Origin of the sequence: Mycobacterium sp. E3305 (assembly GCF_001666785.1) — a bacterium.
In the GTDB taxonomy this organism is placed as follows: Bacteria; Actinomycetota; Actinomycetes; order Mycobacteriales; family Mycobacteriaceae; genus Mycobacterium.
Map to the genome: position 1 here is coordinate 1 of NZ_LZJA01000122.1, position 21234 is coordinate 21234.

Annotated in this window: 19 protein-coding genes; 14 read left to right on the forward strand and 5 right to left on the reverse strand. The window is 68.8% G+C overall.

What is annotated here, in order from left to right:
• The first annotated feature begins 292 nt into the window (after positions 1-292).
• The 11 genes from A5701_RS10870 (at position 293) to proB (ending at position 13667) form a co-directional block, all read left to right on the forward strand.
• A complete protein-coding gene (locus A5701_RS10870; protein WP_231968890.1) occupies positions 293-733 on the forward strand; it encodes a transglycosylase family protein in 441 nt (146 codons plus the stop codon).
• A 73-nt stretch (positions 734-806) separates the two neighbouring features.
• Positions 807-2063: a trans-acting enoyl reductase family protein gene (locus A5701_RS10875; RefSeq protein ID WP_067752448.1), complete on the forward strand. Its 1257-nt coding sequence runs from the start codon at positions 807-809 to the stop codon at positions 2061-2063.
• 65 nt (positions 2064-2128) lie between these two features.
• Entirely contained in the window at positions 2129-4786 is a 2658-nt protein-coding gene (locus A5701_RS10880) for a valine--tRNA ligase (RefSeq protein ID WP_067752451.1), read from the forward strand.
• Positions 4783-6240, forward strand: a complete 1458-nt coding sequence (locus A5701_RS10885; protein WP_067752455.1) for a folylpolyglutamate synthase/dihydrofolate synthase family protein — start codon at positions 4783-4785, stop codon at positions 6238-6240. The genes A5701_RS10880 and A5701_RS10885 overlap by 4 nt, the downstream gene beginning before the upstream one ends.
• Complete coding sequence (locus tag A5701_RS10890; protein WP_067752458.1) at positions 6237-6587, forward strand: DUF4233 domain-containing protein; 351 nt, start codon at positions 6237-6239, stop codon at positions 6585-6587. The genes A5701_RS10885 and A5701_RS10890 overlap by 4 nt, the downstream gene beginning before the upstream one ends.
• Before the next feature lie 57 nt (positions 6588-6644).
• Positions 6645-7067: a nucleoside-diphosphate kinase gene (gene ndk / locus A5701_RS10895; protein WP_067752461.1), complete on the forward strand. Its 423-nt coding sequence runs from the start codon at positions 6645-6647 to the stop codon at positions 7065-7067.
• Positions 7068-7383: 316 nt separating this feature from the next.
• Positions 7384-10194, forward strand: coding sequence for an Rne/Rng family ribonuclease (locus A5701_RS10900; protein WP_067752464.1), 2811 nt, complete (start codon positions 7384-7386; stop codon positions 10192-10194).
• A gap of 201 nt (positions 10195-10395) precedes the next feature.
• On the forward strand, positions 10396-10707 hold the full coding sequence (gene rplU / locus A5701_RS10905; RefSeq protein WP_007169506.1) for a 50S ribosomal protein L21: 312 nt from the start codon (positions 10396-10398) through the stop codon (positions 10705-10707).
• 15 nt (positions 10708-10722) lie between these two features.
• A complete protein-coding gene (rpmA, locus tag A5701_RS10910) occupies positions 10723-10977 on the forward strand; it encodes a 50S ribosomal protein L27 (RefSeq protein WP_067752467.1) in 255 nt (84 codons plus the stop codon).
• 99 nt (positions 10978-11076) lie between these two features.
• Entirely contained in the window at positions 11077-12519 is a 1443-nt protein-coding gene (gene obgE, locus A5701_RS10915) for a GTPase ObgE (RefSeq protein ID WP_067752471.1), read from the forward strand.
• 44 nt (positions 12520-12563) lie between these two features.
• Entirely contained in the window at positions 12564-13667 is a 1104-nt protein-coding gene (gene proB / locus A5701_RS10920; protein ID WP_067752550.1) for a glutamate 5-kinase, read from the forward strand.
• Positions 13668-13672: 5 nt separating this feature from the next.
• Here proB and A5701_RS10925 read toward each other — a convergent pair whose 3' ends face one another.
• The 3 genes from A5701_RS10925 to A5701_RS10935 all read right to left on the reverse strand — a co-directional run bounded on the left by A5701_RS10925 (position 13673) and on the right by A5701_RS10935 (position 15318).
• The gene (locus A5701_RS10925; protein ID WP_067752474.1) at positions 13673-14092 is read right to left on the reverse strand and encodes a DUF5313 domain-containing protein; all 420 of its coding nucleotides are present in this window, start codon (positions 14090-14092) and stop codon (positions 13673-13675) included.
• A 22-nt stretch (positions 14093-14114) separates the two neighbouring features.
• Entirely contained in the window at positions 14115-14606 is a 492-nt protein-coding gene (locus tag A5701_RS10930) for a MarR family winged helix-turn-helix transcriptional regulator (RefSeq protein ID WP_067752477.1), read from the reverse strand.
• 61 nt (positions 14607-14667) lie between these two features.
• Positions 14668-15318 (reverse strand): TetR/AcrR family transcriptional regulator, encoded by a 651-nt coding sequence (locus A5701_RS10935; RefSeq protein WP_067752479.1) that lies wholly within the window; start codon positions 15316-15318, stop codon positions 14668-14670.
• 102 nt (positions 15319-15420) lie between these two features.
• Between A5701_RS10935 and A5701_RS10940 the strand changes: the two genes are divergently transcribed.
• The gene (locus tag A5701_RS10940; protein WP_067752482.1) at positions 15421-16698 is read left to right on the forward strand and encodes a cytochrome P450; all 1278 of its coding nucleotides are present in this window, start codon (positions 15421-15423) and stop codon (positions 16696-16698) included.
• On the opposite strand, the gene A5701_RS10945 is transcribed toward A5701_RS10940, so the two are convergent.
• A complete protein-coding gene (locus tag A5701_RS10945; RefSeq protein ID WP_067752553.1) occupies positions 16695-17543 on the reverse strand; it encodes an NAD-dependent deacetylase in 849 nt (282 codons plus the stop codon). The two genes, A5701_RS10940 and A5701_RS10945, sit on opposite strands and share 4 nt — an antisense overlap.
• Positions 17544-17624: 81 nt before the next feature.
• On the opposite strand from A5701_RS10945, the gene A5701_RS10950 reads away from it, so the two are divergent.
• A complete protein-coding gene (locus A5701_RS10950) occupies positions 17625-18494 on the forward strand; it encodes a hypothetical protein (RefSeq protein WP_067752485.1) in 870 nt (289 codons plus the stop codon).
• 50 nt (positions 18495-18544) lie between these two features.
• Here the strand turns inward: A5701_RS10950 and A5701_RS10955 are convergent, their stop codons facing one another.
• Positions 18545-19084, reverse strand: a complete 540-nt coding sequence (locus A5701_RS10955; protein WP_067752495.1) for a cysteine hydrolase family protein — start codon at positions 19082-19084, stop codon at positions 18545-18547.
• 59 nt (positions 19085-19143) lie between these two features.
• On the opposite strand from A5701_RS10955, the gene A5701_RS10960 reads away from it, so the two are divergent.
• The gene (locus A5701_RS10960; RefSeq protein WP_067752497.1) at positions 19144-21186 is read left to right on the forward strand and encodes an NAD(+) synthase; all 2043 of its coding nucleotides are present in this window, start codon (positions 19144-19146) and stop codon (positions 21184-21186) included.
• Positions 21187-21234: the final 48 nt, after the last annotated feature.

A 21234-nucleotide genomic window follows, 5' to 3' on the forward strand; every position in this document is an offset into this window, starting at 1 on the left:
CGGCTGAACCGGGCGACGGCTTGGTGCCGTCCGGCCATGACGATCACGCGAACACCGTCTGTTTCGAGGCGCGTCCGGCGCCGGTGGCGGCGGGGGCGCGTCCGGGGCCCCGGCGGGCGCCATGTTGGGGTCGAAGCCCGTCGGCTCCGCGGTGGCGGTCGCCGAAGGGATGGTCACGAGGGTGCCCGTGACCGCGGCAAGAACGAGCGTCTTACGGACGTTCTTCAATATCTTTCCTTTCGCGGTGCGCGCGCGCCAAAGCAAGCCCACGGGGGTGGGCTGACGGTTTTGGTTGGTGCGGAAACCTGCTTCGGAACGTGCCGGCTTGTCCTGGCACGACAGCGGTGGGCTCGATTCGCCCGGCGGAGTGTTACCGCCGGCCACGGACGCGACTTCGCCGTCCGCGGCCCCGGACGCCCCACCGCCGGCACCCGCGGGCTTCGACCCGAACCTGCCGCCGCCTCCCGGCCCGGAAGCCCCGCCGCCTCCGCCGGTGCGGGCGTACAGCGTGAACTGGGACGCCATCGCGCAGTGTGAGTCGGGTGGCAACTGGGGAATCAGCACCGGCAACGGCTTCTCCGGCGGCCTGCAGTTCACCCCGAGCACCTGGCGCGCCAACGGCGGGTCGGGCTCTCCCGCCGGCGCGAGCCGCGAGGAGCAGATCCGGGTGGCCGAGAACGTGCTGCACTCGCAGGGCATCGGCGCCTGGCCGGTCTGCGGACGCCGCGGCTGACCATCGCACTAATAAGTAATGCCGGGCCTTGGGCCCGGCATTACTTATCTGCGGGTCCGGTAGCGTCGGGCGCGTGACCGCAACGCCGCGCGAATTCGACATCGTGTTGTACGGGGCGACCGGCTTCGTCGGGAAGTTGACCGCCGAATACCTGGCACGGTCGGGTCCGGGCACGCGGGTGGCGCTGGCCGGCAGGTCGACCGAGCGGCTGCGGGCCGTCCGCGACACACTGGGCGAGTCCGCCCAGTCCTGGCCGCTGATCGCCGCCGACGCGTCGTCGCCGTCGACGCTGAACGAGATGGCGGCCCGCACCCAGGTCGTCATCACCACGGTCGGCCCCTACACCCGCTACGGGCTTCCGCTGGTGGCCGCGTGCGCCGCGGCGGGCACCGATTACGCCGACCTGACCGGCGAACCGCCGTTCATCCGCAACAGCATCGACTCCTACCACAAGCAGGCCGCCGACACCGGCGCCCGCATCGTGCACGCGTGCGGATTCGATTCCGTTCCGTCGGATCTCACGGTGTATGCGCTGTATCTCGCGGCGCGCGACGACGGCGCGGGCGAGCTTGCCGAGACCGATTTCGTCGTGCGTTCGCTGTCCGGCGGACTGTCCGGCGGCACCATCGCCTCGCTCCTGGAAGTTCTCGACGCCGCCTCCGGGGATCCCGACATCCGGCGCCAGCTGGCCGACCCCTACACGCTGAGCGGCGATCGCGCCGCCGAACCGGAGTTGGGCCGCCAGCCCGATCTGCCCTGGCGTCGTGGCCGCGAGATCGCGCCCGAACTGGCCGGCGTGTGGACCGGCGGATTCATGATGGCGCCGGCCAACACGCGAATCGTCAGGCGCAGCAACGCGTTACTGGACTGGGCCTACGGCCGGCGGTTCCGTTATACCGAGAGCATGAGCTTGGGATCATCGCCCCTGGCGCCGGTGGGATCCGCCGTCTTGAGCGGCGTGGGCAACGCGAGCATGGAGTTGGGCAGCCGCTATTTCAAGTTGCTGCCGCGCCGGCTGGTGGAGCGCGTCATCCCGAAGCCCGGCACCGGGCCCAGCGCGGCGGTCCGCGAGCGCGGCTACTACCGCGTCGAGACCTACACCACCACAACCACCGGCGCGCGATACGTGGCGCGCATGGAGCAGCGCGGAGACCCCGGCTACAAGGCGACCTCCGTGCTGCTGGGGGAGTGCGGCCTTGCGCTCGCGTTCGACCGTGACAAGCTCACCGACCTGCGCGGCGTCCTCACTCCCGCGGCCGCCATGGGCGACGCGCTGCTGGCCAGGTTCCCCGCCGCCGGTGTGACACTGCACGTCGACCGACTGCCATAGTGAGCTGCCTCACCGGCGATTCAGGCACTTACATCGGGGTGAACGGCGCTCCCTAGAATTGACGGGTGACCGCCAGCCGCAGCCCCGCCACCGACCTGCCGAAGTCGTGGGATCCCGCTGCGGCCGAAGGCGCTATCTACCAGAAGTGGCTCGATGCGGGCTACTTCGAGGCCGACCCGACCAGTGCCAAACCCGGGTACTCCATTGTGCTGCCGCCGCCGAACGTCACCGGCAGCCTGCACATGGGTCACGCGCTGGAACACACCATGATGGACGCCCTCACGCGCCGCAAGCGCATGCAGGGATATGAGGTGTTGTGGCAGCCGGGCATGGACCACGCGGGCATCGCTACCCAGAGTGTGGTCGAAAAGCAGCTCGCGGTCGACGGCAAGACCAAGGAGGACTTCGGCCGGGAGCTGTTCGTCGAGAAGGTGTGGGACTGGAAGCGCGAGTCCGGGGGCGCCATCGGCGGCCAGATGCGCCGGCTCGGCGACGGGGTGGCGTGGAGCCGCGACCGGTTCACCATGGACGAGGGCCTGTCACGGGCGGTGCGCACCATCTTCAAGCGGCTCTACGACGCGGGGCTGATCTATCAGGCCGAGCGGCTGGTGAACTGGTCCCCGGTGCTCGAGACGGCGATCTCCGACCTCGAGGTCAACTACCTTGACGTCGAAGGCGAGCTGGTGTCGTTCCGCTACGGCTCGCTCGACGACTCGCAACCTCACATCGTGGTCGCCACCACGCGGGTCGAGACGATGCTCGGCGACACCGCGATCGCGGTCCACCCCGACGACGCGCGCTACCGCGACCTCGTCGGCACCACGTTGCCGCATCCCTTCCTGGACCGGCAGCTGCTGATCGTGGCCGACGAGCACGTCGACCCGGAATTCGGCACGGGCGCAGTCAAAGTCACGCCGGCGCATGATCCGAATGACTTCGAGATCGGGTTGCGGCACCAACTGCCGATGATCTCGATCATGGACACCAAGGGCCGGATCGCCGACACGGGAACGCAATTCGACGGCATGGACCGCTTCGAGGCCAGGGTCGCGGTGCGCGAGGCGCTGGCCGCCCAGGGCCGCGTCGTCGAGGAGAAGCGCCCCTACCTGCACAGCGTCGGGCACTCCGAGCGCAGCGGCGAGCCGATCGAGCCGCGGCTGTCGCTGCAATGGTGGGTGCGGGTGGAATCGCTGGCCAAGGCCGCCGGTGACGCGGTTCGCAACGGCGACACCGTGATTCACCCCGCCAGCCTGGAGCCGCGCTGGTTCGCGTGGGTCGATGACATGCACGACTGGTGCATCTCGCGGCAGCTGTGGTGGGGCCATCGCATCCCGATCTGGTACGGGCCCAACGGGGAACAGGTGTGTGTGGGGCCCGACGAGACGCCGCCGGAGGGTTGGGAGCAGGACCCCGACGTGCTGGACACCTGGTTCTCGTCGGCGCTATGGCCATTTTCCACACTGGGCTGGCCGGAGAAGACCCCGGAACTGGAAAAGTTCTACCCGACAAGCGTTTTGGTCACCGGATACGACATCTTGTTCTTTTGGGTGGCGCGGATGATGATGTTCGGCACGTTCGTGGGGGGCGACGACGCCATCACCCTGGACGGCCGGCGCGGCCCGCAGGTGCCGTTCACCGACGTGTTCCTGCACGGGCTGATCCGCGACGAATTCGGCCGCAAGATGAGCAAATCCAAGGGCAATGTCATCGACCCGCTGGACTGGGTGGACATGTTCGGGGCGGACGCGCTGAGGTTCACGCTCGCCCGCGGCGCCAGCCCCGGCGGCGACCTGGCCGTCGGCGAGGACGCCGTGCGCGCGTCGCGCAATTTCTGCACCAAGCTTTTCAACGCCACTCGTTACGCGCTGCTGAACGGGGCCCAGCTCGCGCCGCTTCCGGCGCAGAACGAGCTGACCGATGCCGACCGCTGGATCCTGGGACGGCTGGAAGAGGTTCGCGCCGAGGTGGATTCGGCGCTCGACGGTTACGAGTTCAGCCGCGCCTGCGAGGCGCTGTACCACTTCGCGTGGGACGAATTCTGCGACTGGTACGTCGAATTGGCCAAGACGCAGCTGGCCGAGGGGGGCGCGCACACCACCGCCGTCCTCGCCGCCGTGCTGGACACCCTGCTGCGCCTGCTGCACCCCGTGATCCCATTCCTCACCGAGGCGCTGTGGCAGGCGCTGACCGACCAGGAGTCGCTGGTGATCGCCGACTGGCCACAGTCGTCGGGTATCGAGCTGGATCCCGTTGCCGCGCAACGGATCAGCGACATGCAGCGGCTGGTCACCGAGGTCCGCCGGTTCCGCAGCGACCAAGGCCTGGCCGACCGGCAGAAAGTGCCGGCGCGGCTGGGCGGGGTGGACGGCGCGGATCTGAGCGCCCAGGTGGCCGCGGTGACATCGCTGGCCTGGCTCACCGCGCCGGGCGACGATTTCGAGCCGTCGGTGTCTCTGGAGGTGCGGCTCGGGCCCAACATGGACAACACGGTCGTCGTCGAACTCGACACCTCGGGCACCATCGACGTCGCCGCGGAACGCCGCCGCCTGGAGAAAGATCTCGCCGCGGCGCAGAAGGAATTGGCCTCGACCACCGCCAAATTGGCCAACGAGGACTTCCTGGCCAAGGCCCCGCCGAACGTCGTCGGCAAGATCCGGGACCGCCAACGCGTGGCCCAGGACGAAACCGACCGGATCACCGCGCGGCTGGCCGGGTTGCAGTGAGCGAGCCCTCCGACTGGTCCGAGCCCGGCCGCGAAGATCACGGCGCCACCAGCCTGGCCCCGACCCCCGACGAGATCGCCTCCCTGCTCCAGGTCGAACACCTGCTGGACCAACGCTGGCCGGAGACGAAGATCGAGCCGAGCCTGACCCGGATCAGCGCACTGATGGACCTGCTGGGCTCGCCGCAACTGGCCTATCCCTCGATCCACATCGCCGGCACCAACGGCAAGACCTCGGTCGCGCGCATGGTCGACGCGCTGGTGACCGCGCTGCACCGGCGTACCGGGCGAACCACCAGCCCGCACCTGCAATCGGCGGTGGAGCGCATCGCGATCGACGGGCGCCCGATCACCCCCGCGCAGTACGTCGCGACGTACCGGGAGATCGAGCCCTTCGTGCAGATGATCGACGCGAAGTCGCAGGCCGCGGGCGGACCGGCGATGAGCAAGTTCGAGGTGTTGACCGCGATGGCGTTCGCTGCGTTCGCCGACGCACCCGTCGACGTCGCGGTCATCGAGGTCGGCATGGGCGGGCGGTGGGACGCCACCAACGTCGTCAACGCCCCGGTGGCGGTCATCACCCCGGTCGGCATCGACCACGTCGAGTACCTCGGAAACGACCTCGCCGGTATCGCCGGCGAGAAGGCCGGGATCATCACCAAAGCACCTGACGGCGCGCCGGACACCGTCGCCGTCATCGCGCGCCAGGCCCCCGAGGCGATGGAGGTGCTGCTGGCCCAGACGGTGCGCGCCGACGCCGCGGTGGCCCGCGAGGATTCGGAGTTCGCGGTCTTGAGCCGTCAGGTCGCGATCGGCGGCCAGGTGCTGGAACTGCAGGGCCTCGGCGGGGTGTACTCCGACCTGTACCTGCCGCTGCACGGCGAACACCAGGCGCACAACGCGGCGGTGGCGCTCGCGGCGGTGGAGGCCTTCTTCGGCGCCGGCGCTCAGCGGCAGCTCGACGTCGAGGCGGTGCGGGCCGGCTTCGCCGCCGTCACCAGCCCCGGCCGGCTGGAGCGCATGCGCAGCGCGCCCACCGTGTTCATCGACGCCGCGCACAACCCGGCCGGCGCGGCCGCGCTGGCGCAGACCCTGAGCGAGGAATTCGACTTCCGCTACCTGGTCGGTGTGCTCAGCGTGCTGGCCGACAAGGACGTCGACGGCATCCTTGGCGCGCTCGAACCGGTGTTGGACGCCGTCGTCGTCACCCACAACGGGTCCCCGCGGGCGCTGGACGTCGAGTCGCTGGCGCTGGCGGCCGGGGAGCGATTCGGCCCCGAACGGGTGGTTTCGGCCGAGAACCTGCGCGACGCCATCGACGCCGCGACCGCGCTGGTCGACGACGCGACGCTGGACGCCGACGCGGAGGCGTTCTCCGGCACCGGGATCGTCATTACCGGCTCGGTCGTCACCGCCGGGGCGGCGCGGACCCTCTTTGGCCGGGATCCGGAATGACCGATCCCGACCGGCCCGACCCCTGGAAGAGCTTCGGCGCGGTGATGGCCGCGACGCTCCTGCTGGAGGCGATCGTCGTATTGCTGGCGATTCCGGTGGTGGGCGCGGTGGGCGGCGGGCTGACCTCGGTGTCCCTGGGCTACCTGGTCAGCGTGGCCGGCCTGCTCATCGTGCTGGGCGGACTGCAGCGCAAACCGTGGGCGATCTGGGTCAACCTGGCCGCTCAGCTGCTCCTACTCGTCGGCTTCGCGGTGTACCCGGGCGTGGGCTTCGTCGGGGTGCTGTTCACCGGCTTGTGGGCGCTGATCGCGTATTTCCGGGCCGAGGTGCTGCGGCGTCAGCGGTAGGGCCGGGCGCGGTCGCCACCCGAGGAGATCGCCGCCCGGTTCTGTACGCTGTGCGCCGTGACCGAACGGACCCTCGTACTGATCAAGCCCGACGGCGTCGAGCGGCAGTTGATCGGGGAAATCCTCAGCCGGATCGAGCGCAAGGGCCTGACCATCGTCGCGCTGGAGCTTCGGCGCGTCGGCGAGGACCTGGCCGCCGCGCATTACGCCGAGCACGAAGGCAAGCCCTTCTTCGGATCCCTGCTGGAGTTCATCACCTCGGGGCCCGTGGTGGCCGCGATCGTCGAGGGACCGCGGGCGATCGCCGCGTTTCGGCAGCTCGCGGGCGGTACCGACCCGGTGGAGAAGGCCACCCCGGGGACGATCCGGGGCGACTTCGGGCTGGAGACGCAGTTCAACCTGGTGCACGGGTCCGATTCCACCGAGTCCGCGAAGCGCGAAATCGCACTCTGGTTTCCCGACGCCGGGGACCCCAGCTAACGCCGCCGCGCGGCCCCGCTCGGGACGCGTTTGCTCAGGGGCGGGTGGGCTCGCCGAGTGATGTGGGATACTGACGGAGGGTGAACGTCGCCGGACCGGTGTCGGACACCCGAATGAAGACTTAGACAAGCGCGATCATCGCGATCCCGCGTTGGTGCGCGGCATGTCAGGCCGTCATTCAGCACGGCGCCGAGTGCGTTCCCCGCGAACCGCTCGGGGCGAGACCATCACAAGTCCGGGAGAAGTCACCCGGGCCCATAGCGAAGCCCTCGCGTGGCCGCGTCGCAGGACGCGCCCGGGGGCTTGAGGAGAATACGTGGTAGACGGTGCACCATCCACAGAGTCATCCGAAGAGCCGACACGGCACGACGAACTGCCGGACCGCCTGAGAGTCCATTCGCTGGCACGGACGCTGGGAACCACCAGTAAGCGGGTGCTGGACGCGCTGAGCGCGCTCGACGGGCGGATTCGCAGCGCGCACTCCACGGTGGACCGCGAGGACGCGGTCCGCGTCCGCGACCTGCTGGCGGCCCAGCCCGATGCCGAGGCGGAAGCCGCCGACGCGGACGCGACCAGCGAAAACGCCGAGGAACCCGAATCCCGGCTGATGCTGGCGGCCCCTGAGAACGCCGCCGAGCGGCCGCATTACATGCCGTTGTTCGTCGCGCCGCAGCCGATGCAGGCCGACGAAGAGGACGGGAACGCCGACGACGACTCGGACTCCGACGATTCCGACGTCGACGACGAAGACGACGAGCAGACCGATCGACCGGCCAACCGGCGGCGGCGGCGTGGCCGTCGCGGTCGTGGCCGAGGCCGCGGTGAGCAGGGCGGTCCCGACGGCCAGGGCGAAGCCGGTGACGACGACGAACCGCAGCAGCGGGGCCAGAAGGCCGGCCGGGGCGACTCCTCCGACGCCGAGGACGACGAGGGCGACGACTCCGACGACTCCGACGACTCCGACACCGGCGACGACGGTTCGCCGGAGGGCGCCAGCCGCCGCCGCCGCAGGCGCCGGCGCCGCAAATCGGGCTCGAGCGACGACGGTGACGAAAACTCGTCGCCGGACGACCCGCCGAACACGGTGGTGCACGAGCGGGCGCCGCGCAACGGCAAGAACGACGGCGGCAACGGCTCGTCCAACGCCGAGATCAAGGGCATCGACGGCTCCACCCGGCTGGAGGCCAAGCGGCAACGGCGCCGGGACGGCCGCGACGCCGGACGGCGCCGCCCACCGGTCCTGACCGAGGCGGAGTTCCTGGCGCGCCGTGAGGCCGTCGAGCGGATCATGGTGGTGCGCGACCGGGTCCGCACCGAGCCGCCGCACCAGGGGGCGCGATACACCCAGATCGCGGTCCTCGAAGACGGCATCGTCGTCGAGCACTTCGTCACGTCGGCCGCGTCCGCCTCGTTGGTGGGCAACATCTACCTGGGGATCGTGCAGAACGTCCTGCCCTCGATGGAGGCCGCGTTCGTCGACATCGGCCGCGGCCGCAACGGCGTGCTCTACGCCGGCGAGGTCAACTGGGAAGCCGCGGGACTGGGCGGGTCGGACCGCAAGATCGAACAGGCGCTCAAACCGGGTGACTACGTCGTGGTCCAGGTCAGCAAGGACCCCGTCGGCCACAAGGGTGCCCGGCTGACCACACAGGTGTCGCTGGCCGGCCGGTATCTGGTCTACGTGCCGGGCGCGTCGTCGACCGGGATCAGCCGCAAACTGCCCGACACCGAACGCCAACGGCTCAAGGAGATCCTGCGCGAGGTGGTGCCGTCGGATGCCGGGGTGATCATCCGCACCGCGTCCGAGGGCGTCAAAGAGGACGACATCCGCAACGACGTCACCCGCCTGCAGGAGCGGTGGAAGCAGATCGAGGCCAAGGCCACCGAGATCACCGAGAAGGCCGCCGGCGCCGCCGTCGCGCTCTACGAAGAGCCGGACGTGTTGGTCAAGGTCATCCGCGACCTGTTCAACGAGGACTTCGCCGGCCTGATCGTCTCCGGTGACGAGGCGTGGACGACCATCACCGACTATGTGAATTCCGTTGCGCCCGATCTGGTTTCGAAGCTGAGCAAGTACGAGCCGCCCAGCGGCCCCGAAGGCCAGGCCGGTCCGGACGTGTTCGCCGTGCACCGTATCGACGAGCAACTCGCCAAGGCGATGGAGCGCAAGGTGTGGCTGCCCTCGGGTGGCACGCTGGTGATCGACCGGACCGAGGCCATGACGGTGGTCGACGTCAACACCGGCAAGTTCACCGGCTCCGGCGGCAACCTCGAGCAGACCGTGACCAAGAACAACCTGGAGGCGGCCGAGGAGATCGTCCGCCAATTGCGGCTGCGCGACATCGGCGGCATCGTGGTCATCGACTTCATCGACATGGTTCTCGAGTCCAACCGCGACCTGGTGTTGCGGCGGCTGACCGAGGCGCTGGCGCGCGACCGCACCCGCCATCAGGTCTCCGAGGTGACGTCGCTGGGCCTGGTCCAGCTGACCCGCAAGCGGCTGGGAACGGGGCTGATCGAGGCCTTCTCGACGTCCTGCACCCACTGCGGCGGCCGCGGGATCCTGCTGCACACCGACCCGGTGGACTCGGCTCCCTCGAACGGGCGCAAGTCCGAATCCGGTGGCCGCCGCGGCAGGCGCTCCAAGAAGAACCGCGCCGAAGAGCCGGTGGTGGCCAAGGTGCCGGCGCACGCCCCCGGCGAACACCCGATGTTCAAGGCGATGGCAGCCGGCGGCTCCACCCAGAACGGCCCCGACGACGAAGAACCCGACGAGTCCGCCGAGGAAGCGGCCAACGAGCCCGACGAGCAGCAGCAACGGGACGTGGCCGACGTCGAGGACACCGATCAGGGGGATTTCGAGGAGTCCGACGAAGACGCTGACGAAGACGCCGACGACGAGTCCGACGATGACCTCGACGAGGACGACGACGATGACCTCGACGACGAGGAAGACCTCGGTGACGATGACGACGACCTGGAAATGGACGACGACGACCTGGACGTCGAGGACGACTCCGATGACTCCGACGACGACGGGTCCGTCGACGCCGGACCGGGGTTCGGACGTCCGCGGCGGCGACGCGCGGCCGGTAGGCCGGCGGGACCGCCGATCCATGCGGACTGACCGGGCCGGTTTGACCCTTTAGCCGCTGGTCAAGTACCCTAGGACAGTTGTCGCCAGGCCGTTCGGACTTTGGCCGGCGACAGCGGGGCTCCCGGGCAGTCGGCGCGGACCCGCAACCCAGACCCACCACGCCCACGCCGGTGGCTCGCGCGCGAAGCGCCGAAGAACCGGCTGAGCAGAGGAAAGAAGGCAGGAGTAACGATGGCGACCTACGCAATCGTCAAGACGGGCGGCAAGCAGTACAAGGTCGCCGTCGGGGACGTGGTCAAGGTCGAGAAGCTCGACTCCGACCCGGGCGCTAACGTCTCGCTGCCCGTCACCCTGGTCGTGGACGGTGCGAAGGTCACCACCGACGCCGCGGCCCTGGCCAAGGTGGCGGTGACCGGCGAGGTGCTCGAGCACACCAAGGGCCCCAAGATCCGTATCCACAAGTTCAGGAACAAGACCGGCTACCACAAGCGTCAGGGACACCGTCAGCAGCTGACGGTCCTGAAGGTCACCGGGATCAAGTAGCGGGAGGCGACAGACATGGCACACAAGAAGGGCGCTTCCAGCTCGCGCAACGGCCGCGATTCCGCTGCTCAGCGGCTGGGCGTGAAGCGGTTCGGCGGCCAGATCGTCAAGGCGGGCGAGATCATCGTTCGCCAGCGTGGCACCAAGTTCCACCCCGGCGTGAACGTCGGGCGTGGCGGCGACGACACGTTGTTCGCCAAGGCGGCCGGCGCCGTCGAGTTCGGCGTCAAGCGCGGACGCAAAACCGTCAGCATCACGCCCCAGGTCTAGGCGCCGCGAGCCGGGGGCACCGCCCCCGTGCGGGGCAACGCTGCGGCGGCTTCAAGAGGTGTTTTCGCCCTGGCGTGACATTCGAAGGGCTGGTATTCGATGCCTCGATTTGTCGATCGGGTCGTCATTCACGCGCGCGCGGGTTCCGGCGGTAACGGCTGCGCGTCCGTCCACCGCGAGAAATTCAAGCCGCTGGGCGGTCCCGACGGCGGCAACGGCGGCCGCGGCGGAAGCATCGTCTTCGTCGTCGACCCGCAGGTCCACACCTTGCTGGACTTCCACTTCCATCCGCACGTCACCGCGCCGTCGGGAAAACAGGGGATGGGCAACAACCGCGACGGGGCGGCCGGTGCGGATCTGGAAGTCAAGGTGCCCGACGGCACCGTCGTGCTGGACGAAAACGGCCGCCTGCTAGCGGATCTGGTGGGGGCGGGCACCCGCTTCGAGGCCGCGGCCGGCGGCCGCGGTGGCCTGGGCAACGCGGCGCTCGCGTCACGCGCGCGCAAGGCCCCCGGCTTCGCGCTGCTCGGCGAGGAGGGTGAGACCCGGGACCTGACGCTGGAACTCAAGACCGTCGCCGACGCTGGTCTAATCGGGTTTCCCTCGGCCGGGAAATCGTCCTTGGTGTCGGCGATCTCGGCGGCCAAGCCCAAGATCGCCGACTACCCGTTCACCACGCTGGTGCCCAACCTCGGTGTGGTGTCGGCGGGCGAGCACACGTTCACCGTCGCCGACGTGCCGGGCCTGATTCCCGGCGCGTCGCAGGGCCGCGGCCTGGGCCTGGATTTCCTTCGGCACATCGAGCGCTGCGCCGTTCTGGTGCACGTCGTCGACTGCGCGACCGCGGAGCCCGGCCGCGACCCGATCTCCGACATCGACGCCCTGGAAGCCGAACTCGCCGCGTACAAGCCGACCCTGCAAGGGGATACGACGCTGGGTGACCTCGCCGAGCGGCCACGGGCGGTGGTGCTCAACAAGATCGACGTGCCCGAGGCGCGCGAGCTCGCCGAGTTCGTCCGCGATGAGATCGCCGAGCGCGGCTGGCCCGTCTTCCTGGTGTCGACGGTCTCCCGGGAAGGCCTGCAGCCGTTGATATTCGGGCTCTGGCGGATCATCTCGGAGTACAACGAGGCCCAGCCGGAGATCGTGCCGCGCCGGCCGGTCATCCGTCCGGTTCCGGTGGACGACAGCGGCTTCTCCGTCGAGCCGGACGGCGAGGGCGGCTTCGTGGTCACCGGTGCCCGGCCCCAGCGCTGGGTCCGGCAGACCAACTTCGACAACGACGAAGCCGTCGGCTATCTGGCCGACCGCCTGGCCCGGCTGGGTGTCGAGGAGGAACTGCTGCGGCTGGGCGCGCAACCCGGGTGCGCCGTGACCATCGGGGACATGACGTTCGACTGGGAGCCGCAAACGCCTGCGGGACAACACGTCGCGGTGTCGGGGCGGGGCACCGATGTGCGGCTGGAACGCAGCGAGCGCACGGGCGCCTCGGAGCGCAAGGCGGCCCGGCGGCAGCGTCGCGAGCGCGGTGACGAGTCGTGACCGCCGGTGACGACGCAGAGCGAAGCGATGAGGCGGGGCGCACCGTGACAGCTCAGCGTGAGGCCATCCGGACCGCGCGCAGCCTGGTGGTCAAGGTCGGGACCAACGCGCTGACCACCGAGTCCGGCGTGTTCGACGCCGGCCGGCTGGCCGGGCTGGCCGACGCCATCGAGTCGCGCATGAAGGCGGGCACCGACGTCGTCATCGTCTCGTCGGGCGCCATCGCCGCCGGCATCGAACCGCTCGGATTGGCCCGCCGCCCCAAGGATTTGGCGACCAAACAGGCGGCGGCCAGCGTCGGGCAGGTTGCGCTGGTGAACGCGTGGAGCGCGGCGTTCGCGCGCTATGGCCGCACGGTGGGACAGGTGCTGCTGACCGCTCACGACATCTCGATGCGGGCCCAGCACACCAACGCCCAGCGCACCCTGGACCGGTTGCGCGCCCTGCACGCGGTGGCCATCGTCAACGAGAACGACACGGTGGCCACCAACGAGATCCGGTTCGGCGACAACGATCGGCTGTCGGCGCTGGTGGCCCACCTCGTCGGTGCCGAAGCCCTGGTGCTGCTCTCCGACATCGACGGCCTCTACGACTCCGATCCCCGAAAAATCAAGGGTGCCAGGTTCATCGGGGAAGTCTCCGGGGCGGCGGATTTGTCCGGTGTGGTCGCCGGCCCGGGCAGCGACCTCGGGACCGGAGGAATGGTGTCGAAGATGTCGTCGGCATTGCTGGCCGCCGACGCCGGGGTGCCGGTCCTGCTGGCCGCGGCGTCCGACGCCGCCTCCGCGCTCACCGACGCATCGGTCGGCACGGTCTTCGCCGCACGGCCGGCCCGGATGTCGGCTCGCCGGTTCTGGGTGCGGTATGCCGCCGAGGCGGCCGGCGCGCTGATCCTCGACGACGGCGCGGTGCGCGCGGTGGTGGACCAGCGTCGGTCGCTGTTGGCCGCCGGTATCACCGCCGTGTCGGGCCGGTTCTACGCCGGGGACGTCGTCGAATTGCGCGGCCCGGACACGGCCATGGTGGCCCGGGGTGTGGTGGCCTATGACGCCACCGAACTGGCGACCATGATCGGCCGGTCGACCTCAGAGCTGCCGGGCGAACTCCGCCGGCCCGCGGTGCACGCCGATGACCTCGTGGCCGTATAGGGCGGCTAGCTGAACGGGTTGCTGTTGTCCTGCCAGGCGGCCGATTCGGGCCGCGGCCCGAACCGGCGGGCGTAGTCCTCGTGCATCTTGGCCTGCTTCTTGTTCTTGATCACATCGACCAGGTTCGGGTCGAGACCGTGCTGCGCCAGCCGGTGCCGGCGCCAAACCTTGTTCAGCGCAAGCGAGATCAGCAGGGCCCAGATGTAGAGCGGCGCCGTCATCTCAGAGTGCACATACAGCGACGCGGGCAGCAGCCAGAACGGTGCGAGAACGAACAGCGGCGGGATGGCCCAGCGAATCATGTGCCTGCGCACGGCTCCCGGGCCGGCCAGGTCGTTGGCCACCCAGGTGCGCATCGAGCTGGGTAGGCATCGACCGTACGAGTAGGTGATGCGTTGCCAGACGTTCGGTTTGGTGTCGGTCATGGTGGCTCCTAGTGCGGACGGGTCAGGACTGTAATGCGCCCGCTGCCAGGGCGGCCGTGTTGATGCGGGTAAGTACTTCGTGCAGGTGCCGAAGTTCGGTGATGTCGACGCCCAGGCGCTCGACCACGGCGGGTGGGATCTTGAGCGCACGGCGACGCAAGGCGGCGCCGCTCTCGGTGAGCTTCACCTCGGTGGAGCGCTCGTCGACCGCGCTTCGGGTACGGGTGATCAGGCCGAGCGCTTCCAGGCGCTTGAGCATCGGCGACAGGGTGGCGGAATCCATCTGCAATGTGGTCGCGATGTCCTTGACCGACAGCGGTTTCCGCCGTGCCCCTGCCGCCTTCTGGTGGTCCCAAAGGGTCAGCATCACCAGGTACTGGGGATGGGTCAGCCCCAACGGCTCCAATAGCGGCCGGTAGACCGCCAAAACGGCCCGGTTGGTCACGCTCAGCGCGAAACAGACCTGCTGTTCGAGGGAAAGCGGGTCGATCTCCGGTACGGCCAGCGATGCCATAATTGCATGGTAGGCGAATAGTTAGGGTATTAACTATATCGCGTTCGTCACACCCCGCGCATCAGCGATCCGAGGTCGGCTTGAGATACAGCGCACCCCAGACGATTTCGGCCAGCGTGGCGGCCAGTTCGCTGTCGTAATCGGCCGGCGAGGTCGGCAGATTCTGTTGGCACGCCCGCTCGACCATCCAAGTCAGCGCGCTGGCGGTGGTGGCCGCGGGTAACTCGGCCCGGATCGAGCCATCGGCCTGGCCGTCTTCGATGACCCGCGTCATCCGCCCGGTGACGGCGGTCAGCAGGTTGCGGTAGGTCGCCGCGACCAGCGGGTCGTAGCCGGCCATCTCGTTGAGGGCGACCAGTACCGGTTGGTGTCGCCGATAGCTGGCGATGATGCCGTCCATCGCGGCGCGGACGTCGCCGGGATCGTGCCGACCCGCCACGCTCCACCAGCGGTCGGCGCTGTCCGCGAGGTCGGCGAACACCTGGTTGGCCAGGCGGCGCAGCAGGTGGCCTTTGTCCTCGAAGTAGATGTAGAAGCTCGCGCGCGAGATACCGGCCGCACTCGACAGTCGGTCCACGCTGAGCTCGGTGAAGCTGGCGCCGTCGCGCATCAGTCGCTCGGTGGCGTCCAGCAACCGGCGCTCGATCTGTTCTCGCCGCTGCTGTCGCTCCTGCTCGCGGTTGGCCTGCGGCTTCCGGGTGACCGATGGCATTCCCCCAGCATAGAGCCATCTTGGACAACTTGACTAGACATGATGTCTAGGAATAGTGTCGCTGGAGTCTGTGACCGAGGTCATACGCAACGGAGGATCGCCATGACCGTGATGACCGGAACGTCGGGCAGCGAAAAGCCCGGCCGCCCCTACGACCCCATCGACCTGTCCTCCCGCGCGTTCTGGTCGACGACGGCGGCCGACCGCGAACGATCGTTCGCGGTGCTGCGGGCCGAGCGGCCGGTGAGCTGGCATCCGCCGGTCGAGGACGCGCTGATGCCCGATCCCGCGGATCCGGGCTACTGGGCGGTCACCCGGCGGGCCGACATCGCCACGGTCAGCCGCAACAACGAGGTGTTCCTTTCGGGCCAGGGCGTCATGTTCGAGAACATCCCGGTGGAACTCCTCGAAGCGTCGCAGTCGTTCCTCGCGATGGACCCGCCGCGGCACACGAAGCTGCGCAAGCTGGTCAGCGCCGCGTTCACCCCACGCCAGATCCGGCGCATCGAGGACTCGATCAGGGCGAACGCCAGGGCGATCGTCGAGGAGCTGCGCGCGGCCGGCAGCGGGGCGGACTTCGTCGAGCACTGCGCCAAGCAACTGCCGATCCGCACCTTGTCGGACATGGTGGGGATTCCGGAATCGGAGCGAGAGCGGGTGGCGCACGCCGCGGACGCGCTGGTGTCCTGGGCCGACCCGATTTACCTCGACGGTCGCCACCCCCTGGAGGTTCTGCTCGAAAATCAGGGGTACCTGCACCAGGTCGCCGGCGCGCTGGCGGCCGAGCGCCGCAATCATCCCGGCGACGATCTGTTCAGCGGCCTGGTGAACGCCGAGGTCGACGGCGACCGGCTGACCGACGCGGAGGTGGCGGCCTTCTTCGTGCTGCTTTCCGTGGCCGCCAACGACACCACCCGTCAGACCACCAGCCACGCGATGAAGGCGCTGACCGACTTCGGAGATCAAAGAGCCTGGTTGCTGGAGGATTTCGACAACCGGATAGGAACGGCCGTCGAGGAATTCGTCCGCTGGGCCAGTCCCGTGATGACCTTCCGGCGCACGGCGGCAACGGATTTCGAGCTGTGCGACCAGACGATCCGGGCGGGGGAGAAGGTGGTGATGTTCTATCCGTCCGGCAATTGGGACACCGAGGTGTTCGACCATCCGGAGCGATTGGATCTGAGCCGCAGTCCCAACCCGCACGTCGGGTTCGGCGGGGGAGGGCTGCACTTCTGCCTCGGTGCCCATGTGGCCCGCGCACAGCTGCGGGCCATCTTCGCGGAGCTGCTGCGCCAGCTGCCGGACATCCAGGCGGGCGATCCCGCCTACGTGGCGGGCAATTTCGTGCACGCCATTCGCAGCATGCCGTGCACGTTCTAAAGCATTGCGATCGGCGACAATTCGTCAACGAGCAACGTCAGCAGCTCGGAGCAGCCGCCGTCGACCTTGACGGTGGCCAGGTCGTCCCCGCGAGTAGGACCGCGGTTGACGATGGCGATCGGCGTGCCGAGCGCTGCCGCATGACGCACGAACCGGTAGCCCGAGAACACTGTTAGCGAGGAGCCGGCGACCAGCAGCGCGTCGGCTTCTTCCACCAGTGAATAGGCTTGGTCGACAACCGCTTTGGCCACGCTCTCACCGAAGTAGACGATGTCTGGTTTGAGCATGCCGCCGCAGCTCGGGCAGTCGAGGTAGTGGAACGACGTGGTGTCGGCGACGACGGCGTCGGCGTCGGGGGCTACGGCCAGACCGCCGCCCGCTCCGGCGCGTTCGACGAATCCCGGGTTGAGCGATTCGAGCTGATCGGCCAGCGCGGCGCGGCTCATGGTGTAGCCGCAGCCCAGGCAGACCACCCGCGCGTAGGTGCCGTGCAGGTTGACGACGTTGGTGCTGCCGGCCTTGGTGTGCAGCAGGTCGACGTTCTGGGTGATCACCCCGGTCACCACCGAAGCGCGCTCGAGGGCGGCCAACGCCCGGTGCCCGGCGTTGGGCAGCGTGTCGTCCATGTGTCGCCAGCCGACGTGGTTGCGCGCCCAGTAACGCTGCCGGAACGCCGGATCCGAGGTGAACTGGCGGATCGTCATGGGATTGCTGGGCGGCGAATCGGGTCCGCGGTAGTCGGGGATGCCGGAGTCGGTGGACAGGCCGGCGCCGGTCAGCACCGCGATCCGGCGACCGGTCAGCAACGCGACCAGCTCCGGCGATTCGGCGCGGCGGGTGGTCACCTGTTCGAGGGTACGGGGCGTCGAGCTCTGGACGTCTGCCTTCACAAGCGGTCACCGGGCGCAATGTGGTTGATTGTTGCCATGGCCACAGCCGCCGAGCATGCCGCGGGACAGCTCGCTTCGGTGCGTGATGACCCGATGGCGCGGCTCGCGCTGCTGCGGACCCTCTACGAGACACCGGCCGGCTGGGACGAGCGGCGTCTGCCCTACCGGCGCGCGGCGCTGGCGTTCATGCGCTGGGAGTTGCGTCGCGGAGTGCTGAACCCCACTGACGCCGCGGCGCCGGGCAGTCCCTGGTGGCGTGCGATCAACGACCGACTCTTGCGCGATACCGCCGAAGCGCGCGCCCACGTGCTCGGCCTGGGCGGCCCCACCACCTCGTCGAGCGTCGCCGACTCGGTGACGTTCATCCGCCGGCCGTCGGTGCGAACGTGGTACCGGGCCCACAACGCCATCATCGTCAGGGCCTACCTGGATAACCATGAGTTGGCCGAGGGCGAGTCGCGCGTCGAACGCTTCTTCATCAACCTGGTGCTGGTGCGGGTCCTCTTCGCGCACGCGTTGGTGGCCGCGCCGCGGTTGGCGCTGGGCTGGCTGTCACCGCTCGCACCCTTGTTGGGCGACCCGCGCCTGGCAGTCACCGGCATCTTCTTGCAGCTGTCGAGGGTGCTGCCGGACCGTTACCCGCTGCGGGAGGACCTGGACTGGTACGTCGGCCGGGAAAGCGGATTCGGTCGTGTTCTCGACCTCGGCGTCATCCGGCCACGACTTGACCAGCTGTACTCCTGGTCCGCGAGGGAATTGTCGATACCCGAGCTCGCGCCGCTGCTCCGCGACGGTGTGCCCGCCTACGCCTGGGACTGCAGCGACATGGGGCCTTGGGGCTCGTCTCCGGGGCTGACGACGCGCGCGACCCGCAGGCTGCTTCCGCCACCGAAATTCGTTGCCTGATCGCGCCGGGTGGCTCTCCCAGGGCGGGCCTTCGGGTCTGGCGCGCCTGACTAACCGAGGCAGTCGGCGGCCGTGGTGATCTCGGCCGACATGTTCTTCTCCATCATCTTGCACGCCGCCTCGGCAAGGTCGGTGTCGATGCCGGCCACGGCGTCCGTCGGGATGACGACGGGAAAGTGGCGCACGTAGGCGTCGAGTGCGGTGTAGAGGATGCACTGCTCGGTGACCTGCCCGGCGATGACCAGCCGCTTGGTCTCCAGCCGGTTCAACAGATACGCCAGCGCGGTCGCGTAGAAGGCGCTGTGCCGCACCTTGGTCATCACGCGGCAGTCTCCGGACGGCGCGATCGGCTTCACCAGATCGGGCCGGGCTCCGTCGAGCGCGGAGCTGACGATGTCGGAGAACTGAGCGGCGAAATCGCCGTAGTTGTCGTTGACGTAGATCAGGTCCACGTCGTCGGATTCCCGTGCGCGCCGGACCAAATCGGCCAGCGGGTCGATGATCTTGCCCACATTGGGTATCAATTCTTCAGCGTCGGGATGCTGATAGGTGTTCATCATGTCGACCACCACGACGGCAGTATCGCTCATGATGGAGGGGATACCCGGCGGCCGCGGGTTGACACCGGTCAGGCGACAATGGAAGGGCGATGGACTTTTACAACGCTTACAGCCAGGGCTTTGTCCGGGTTGCCGCGTGCACCCATCACACCACGATCGGCGATCCGGCGGCCAACGCCGAGTCGGTCCTGGGGCTGGCGCGCGAGTGCCACGACGACGGCGTCGCGGTGGCGGTGTTCCCCGAGCTGACGCTGTCCGGGTATTCGATCGAGGACATCGTGATGCAGGACCTCCTGCTCGACGACGTGACGGCCGCGATCGAGAGCCTCGTCGCGTCCTCGACCGATCTGCTACCGATCCTCGTCGTCGGCGCCCCGCTGCGGTATCGCCATCGCATCTACAACACCGCGGTGGTGATTCACCGTGGCGCCGTGTTGGGGGTGGTGCCCAAGTCGTACCTGCCCACTTATCGGGAGTTCTACGAACGACGCCAGATCGCGCCGGGAGATGACGAGCGCGGCACCATCCGGATTTGCGACGCCGACGTCCCGTTCGGCCCCGACCTGCTGTTCGCCGCCTCCGACATCCCCGGCTTCGTCCTGCATGTCGAAATCTGTGAGGACATGTTCGTGCCGATCCCGCCCAGTGCGGAGGCGGCGTTGGCCGGCGCGACGGTGCTGGCGAACCTGTCCGGCAGTCCCATCACGATTGGCCGCGCCGAAGACCGCTGCCTGCTGGCCCGCTCGGCGTCGGCGCGCTGCCTGGCCGCCTACGTCTACGCCGCCGCGGGCGAGGGCGAGTCGACCACCGACCTGGCCTGGGACGGTCAGACCATGGTCTGGGAGAACGGCGAACTGCTGGCCTCGTCCGAGCGCTTCCCGAAAGGGGAGCGACGCAGCGTCGCGGATGTGGATCTCGACCTGCTGCGCTCAGAACGCCTGCGAATGGGGACGTTCGACGACAACCGGCGCCACCATCGCGGGGCGGCCGAGTCGTTCCGGCGCGTCGACTTCCGGCTGGAGCCGCCGGCCGGCGACCTCGGATTGCGCCGCGACGTGGAGCGTTTCCCGTTCGTCCCGGCCAATCGCGAACGCCTGGAACAGGATTGCTACGAGGCCTACAACATCCAGGTTTCGGGGCTCGAGCAGCGGCTGCGCGCGCTGAACTACCCGAAGATCGTGATCGGGATCTCCGGCGGCCTGGATTCGACGCACGCGCTGATCGTCGCCGCGCGCGCGATGGACCGGGAGGAACGGCCGCGCAGCGACATTCTCGCGTTCACGCTGCCCGGTTTCGCGACGGGCGACCGCACCAAACGCAACGCGATCGAGCTGTGCCGCGCGCTCGGTGTCACCTTCGCCGAGATCGACATCACCGAGACCGCGATGGTGATGTTCAAAGAGATGGACCACCCGTTCGGGCGTGGGGAAAAGGTCTACGACGTCACCTTCGAGAACGTGCAGGCGGGCCTGCGCACCGACTACCTGTTCCGGCTGGCCAACCAGCGCGGCGGAATCGTGCTCGGCACCGGCGACCTCTCCGAGATCGGGCTGGGCTGGTCGACCTACGGGGTGGGCGATCAGATGTCGCACTACAACGTCAACGGCGGTGTCCCGAAGACGCTGATCCAGCACCTGATCCGCTGGGTGATCTCGTCCGGCCAGTTCGAATCCGACGTCACCGACGTGCTGGAGTCGGTGCTTGACACCGAGATCTCCCCGGAGCTCGTCCCGAAGGGCGAAGAGGAAGAGCTGCAGAGCAGCGAGGACAAGGTGGGACCGTATGCGCTGCAGGACTTCTCACTGTTCCACGTGTTGCGTTACGGGTTCCGGCCGTCGAAGATCGCGTTCCTGGCCTGGCACGCGTGGAGCGACCCCGAGCGGGGCAACTGGCCGCCGGGATTCCCCGAGGACAAGCGACCGACCTACTCGCTGAAGGAGATTCGGCATTGGCTCGGGGTCTTCGTGCAGCGCTTCTATTCGTTCAGCCAATTCAAGCGTTCGGCGCTGCCCAACGGCCCGAAGGTGTCGCACGGCGGCGCGCTGTCGCCCCGCGGTGACTGGCGCGCCCCGTCGGACATGTCCGCGCGCATCTGGCTCGACGAGATCGACCGCCAGATTCCCGAGGAATAACGTGCTGCGGGCCCGCCCGGGATCGCCGGACGGGCCACGAACGGCCCG

Coding starts and splice junctions, on each gene's coding strand:
- A5701_RS10925 (WP_067752474.1), bottom strand. CDS start 14,092: ATGACCGACACCAAACCGAACGTCTGGCAACGCATCACCTACTCGTAC.
- A5701_RS10930 (WP_067752477.1), bottom strand. CDS start 14,606: ATGGCATCGCTGGCCGTACCGGAGATCGACCCGCTTTCCCTCGAACAG.
- rpmA (WP_067752467.1), top strand. CDS start 10,723: ATGGCACACAAGAAGGGCGCTTCCAGCTCGCGCAACGGCCGCGATTCC.
- A5701_RS10955 (WP_067752495.1), bottom strand. CDS start 19,084: ATGAGCGATACTGCCGTCGTGGTGGTCGACATGATGAACACCTATCAG.
- A5701_RS10935 (WP_067752479.1), bottom strand. CDS start 15,318: ATGCCATCGGTCACCCGGAAGCCGCAGGCCAACCGCGAGCAGGAGCGA.
- obgE (WP_067752471.1), top strand. CDS start 11,077: ATGCCTCGATTTGTCGATCGGGTCGTCATTCACGCGCGCGCGGGTTCC.
- A5701_RS10890 (WP_067752458.1), top strand. CDS start 6,237: ATGACCGATCCCGACCGGCCCGACCCCTGGAAGAGCTTCGGCGCGGTG.
- A5701_RS10960 (WP_067752497.1), top strand. CDS start 19,144: ATGGACTTTTACAACGCTTACAGCCAGGGCTTTGTCCGGGTTGCCGCG.
- A5701_RS10940 (WP_067752482.1), top strand. CDS start 15,421: ATGACCGTGATGACCGGAACGTCGGGCAGCGAAAAGCCCGGCCGCCCC.
- rplU (WP_007169506.1), top strand. CDS start 10,396: ATGGCGACCTACGCAATCGTCAAGACGGGCGGCAAGCAGTACAAGGTC.
- A5701_RS10950 (WP_067752485.1), top strand. CDS start 17,625: ATGGCCACAGCCGCCGAGCATGCCGCGGGACAGCTCGCTTCGGTGCGT.